The sequence below is a fragment of the Streptomyces boncukensis genome (assembly GCF_011045075.1).
GTDB lineage: Bacteria > Actinomycetota > Actinomycetes > Streptomycetales > Streptomycetaceae > Streptomyces > Streptomyces boncukensis.
Map to the genome: position 1 here is coordinate 1 of NZ_JAAKZZ010000691.1, position 3,140 is coordinate 3,140.

4 protein-coding genes and 1 pseudogene are annotated in these 3,140 nt (G+C 70.0%); 3 read left to right on the forward strand and 2 right to left on the reverse strand.

Annotated features, from left to right (window positions below; all coding sequences use genetic code 11):
* Positions 1 to 169: 169 nt before the first annotated feature.
* On the reverse strand, positions 170 to 1,108 hold the full coding sequence (locus G5C65_RS34300) for a C40 family peptidase (protein ID WP_165302974.1): 939 nt from the start codon (positions 1,106 to 1,108) through the stop codon (positions 170 to 172).
* 352 nt (positions 1,109 to 1,460) lie between these two features.
* Here G5C65_RS34300 and G5C65_RS34305 point away from each other — a divergent pair, with 352 nt between their 5' ends.
* Genes G5C65_RS34305 through G5C65_RS34315 form a run of 3 tightly spaced genes read left to right on the forward strand, consistent with a single transcriptional unit; the run spans position 1,461 to position 2,710 of the window.
* Positions 1,461 to 1,769, forward strand: coding sequence for a hypothetical protein (locus tag G5C65_RS34305; RefSeq protein WP_165302971.1), 309 nt, complete (start codon positions 1,461 to 1,463; stop codon positions 1,767 to 1,769).
* A gap of 60 nt (positions 1,770 to 1,829) precedes the next feature.
* The gene (locus tag G5C65_RS34310) at positions 1,830 to 2,480 is read left to right on the forward strand and encodes an O-methyltransferase (protein WP_165302972.1); all 651 of its coding nucleotides are present in this window, start codon (positions 1,830 to 1,832) and stop codon (positions 2,478 to 2,480) included.
* Complete coding sequence (locus G5C65_RS34315; protein ID WP_165302973.1) at positions 2,477 to 2,710, forward strand: DUF397 domain-containing protein; 234 nt, start codon at positions 2,477 to 2,479, stop codon at positions 2,708 to 2,710. The genes G5C65_RS34310 and G5C65_RS34315 overlap by 4 nt, the downstream gene beginning before the upstream one ends.
* Positions 2,711 to 2,867: 157 nt before the next feature.
* On the opposite strand, the pseudogene G5C65_RS34320 reads toward G5C65_RS34315, so the two are convergent.
* Positions 2,868 to 3,140 (reverse strand): annotated as a pseudogene (locus tag G5C65_RS34320) (low temperature requirement protein A); the annotation flags it as partial.

Here is a 3,140-nt window from a genome sequence, read left to right on the forward strand (position 1 = left end):
GGATCCCCGTGCTCCCCGTACGCCGCCCCGTTCCGCAGGGGAAAACGGCCGTTCATCTGCCGGACGTTCCGTTCTTACGGAATGATCGCGAGGACGTTACCGAAGAGTGACCCGTTCGCGCAGCTCAGGGCCTGCGCCTCACCGAGGGTCCCGCCCGTCCGGCCCCGGCTCACCGCTTGGTCGGACGGGTGGCGCCGAAGTAGTTGGGCGAGTCAATCGGGTCGAAACGGATTTTAGCCCCTGTATAGGGTGCGTCGATCATCTGGCCGCCGCCGACGTAGATGCCGACGTGGTCGATCGACCTCGGATCGTTCAGATCGGGGGCGAAGAAGACCAGGTCACCGGGGAGCAGCTCGTCCCGCTCCGGGTGCGGGCCGGAGTTCCACTGGTCGTTGGCGATCCGGGGCAGATCGATGCCCACCGCCTGGTACGCGGCCCTGGTCAGCCCCGAGCAGTCGAACTTGCCGCCGTCCTCCGGCGTGCCGTCACCGCCCCAGAGATAGGGCGTGCCGAGCTTGTCCTGAGCGTAGGAGATGGCCCCCGCGGCCTGCTCGGACGGGTCCACCCGGCCCTTGTTCGAGGCGAAGCTCTGCTCCATGTTCCGAATGGTCTTCACATAGTTCTGCGTCTCGCGGTACGGCGGGATGCCGCCGTTGTCGACGACGGCGTAGGCGCCCGCGTTGTAGGCCGCCAGCATGTTGTCCGAGCGGTCGCCGGGGACGTCCTTGACGTACTTGGCGAGTTTGCAGTCATAGCTGGCGGCGGACGGGATGGCGTCCTCCGGGTCCCAGACGTCCCGCTTGCCGTCGCCGTTCGCGTCCATGCCGTGCGTGGCCCAGGTGCTGGGGATGAACTGCGCTATGCCCTGCGCCGCTGCGTGGCTCTGCGCGCTCGGCTTCCAGCCGCTCTCCTGGTAGAGCTGGGCGGCCAGCAGCGCCGGATTGAGCGCGTCGCAGAGGTTGCCCCACTTCTGCACCAGGGACGCGTACGCGGCCGGAACCGTGCCCTTGGCCAGGTTCACCGGGCCGCTCCGCCCCGGGCCGCCGGACAGGCCGGCCGCCACCATGTAGGTGCCCAGCACCATGAGGGCGACGAACAGGGAGAGCATCCCCAGCCCGCCGCCGGCGCACAGCAGCCACAGCTTCTTCCCACGCACCTCTCAACCATCCCCCATACAGCGCTCTTTCAGTACGGGCCCCGCTCACACACCATCATTTCAGCCAACCGCGACGGGAACACGAGGGGCGCACGGACGGACGAACCGTACCGGGAGCGCTCCGGGTAGGATCCGGATGGACCGCTCAGCCGGAACCCGGCCGAACCCCAGCCGAAACGTTTGGGCACCGGCGTTCGACAAGGCCGCGCGCACAGCCCGCACTTCGCCCGCGGGCATCCCCGCCTGTCACCCGGCCATGGCACAATCCGAGCAGACAACACTCGAACTAGGGCGGTGAGTTCACATGCTCCTGGCGGCTGACAAGGGCGACATCACCACCATCATTGGCGGAATCGCCCCGGACTGGGGACCCTTCGGCCAGCTCGGCAACGAGGCACGCGTGATGATCGAGGTGGTGATGGCGGTAGCGATCCTGCTCTGTCTCGGCATCGCGATCTGGGGAGCGGCCAAGCAGCGCATCGGAGCCACGGCGCTGCGCGACACCTTCAGCGCCGAGCAGGGCAAGGGGCTGATCGTCGCCGGGCTGACCGGCGTGTTCATCATCGGTTCGCTCGGCACGCTCTTCACCATCGTCTACGGCATGGCGGTCTAGACTCGGAGCCGTCAGCCGGAAGGCGCACCCGGCCGTGTGCGTGGCGTGGTGAGGAAGCCCATGGATATCGTGAACCCTGCCCTCGACGCATATCTGCTCGCCCACTGCGCACCGCCCGACGCGGTCCTGCGGGACCTCGCGGCGGAGACGCGGGCCGCCGTCCCCGGTACGACGATGCAGATCTCGCAGGACGAGGGCGAGTTGCTGGCGATGCTGGTCAGGCTGACGGGCGCGCGGTACGCCGTCGAGGTCGGGGTCTTCACGGGCTACTCGTCGCTGTGCGTCGCGCGCGCCCTGCCCAAGGACGGCCGGCTGCTCGCCTGCGACGTCTCCGAGGAGTGGACCGCCATGGCGCGGCGGTACTGGGAGCGGGCCGGCATCGCCGAGAAGATCGATCTGCGGCTGGCCCCGGCCCTGGAGACGCTGGAGGCGCTGCCGCGGACCGAGAGCGTCGACTTCGCCTTCATCGACGCCGACAAGACCGGCTATCCGGCGTACTACGAGGCGCTGGTGCCCCGGATGCGCCCCGGCGGCCTGATCGTGCTGGACAACGTCCTGCGCGAGGGCCGCGTCGTCGACCCGGACGCGCGGACCGAGGCGGACGTCGCCATCCGGCGGATCAACGACGCCATCACCGCCGACAGCCGCGTCGAGTCCGTCATGCTGCCGGTGCGGGACGGCGTGACGCTGGTCCGCAAGGTGGCGGCATGAGCGGCGCGTGGGACCGCCTCACCTGGGTCCGGGCCACGGACGACCCGGACCCGGAGGCCGAGTGCATCGAGATCGCGGAGGGCGAGGGCGACCTCGTCCACCTCCGCCAGTCCGACGACCCGGAGAACGTGGTCACCACCACCCAGGCCAAATGGCACGCGTTCGTTCTGGGCGTGCGGAACAACGAGTTCGACCACTTCGTGGAAGAGCCCCCTCGGGCCGACCCGTAACACCGTGCCCCGCAGCGCCGCGGGGCTCTGTTCACCAGCGGCTCCGCCGCGGGGTTCACCAGCGGCTCCGCCGCGGGCGCGCCAAGCCACGCATCACCCGCACCCTGCGACGCGCCGCAAGGGGCAGCCACGCCCCAGCGACATCCACCCGGCAGACTCACCCCGGCTCTTCGCGCACATGGCGGGTGGCCGTCACCGCCACCGCCACGGACAGCGCCATCAGCAGCCCGATCACCAGCACCGGCTCCGGCAGGAACACCGCGCCCAGGACCAGCACCGCGCACACCGGGAACGCCGAGCGCACCAGGGCCGAGTGCTGGTACGGGCGCAGCTGCAGGAAGTTCACCGCCAGCAGGTACACCGCCACCGGCACGGCCACCACGGCCCCCGCCGCGCGCTCGCTCAGCTCCCCCTCCCCGATGGCCTGGCC

What these genes read in the sequence shown, in the direction of transcription:
- G5C65_RS34310 (WP_165302972.1), top strand. Translation starts at nt 1,830, where the DNA reads ATGGATATCGTGAACCCTGCCCTCGACGCATATCTGCTCGCCCACTGC.
- G5C65_RS34300 (WP_165302974.1), bottom strand. Translation starts at nt 1,108, where the DNA reads ATGCTCTCCCTGTTCGTCGCCCTCATGGTGCTGGGCACCTACATGGTG.
- G5C65_RS34305 (WP_165302971.1), top strand. Translation starts at nt 1,461, where the DNA reads ATGCTCCTGGCGGCTGACAAGGGCGACATCACCACCATCATTGGCGGA.
- G5C65_RS34315 (WP_165302973.1), top strand. Translation starts at nt 2,477, where the DNA reads ATGAGCGGCGCGTGGGACCGCCTCACCTGGGTCCGGGCCACGGACGAC.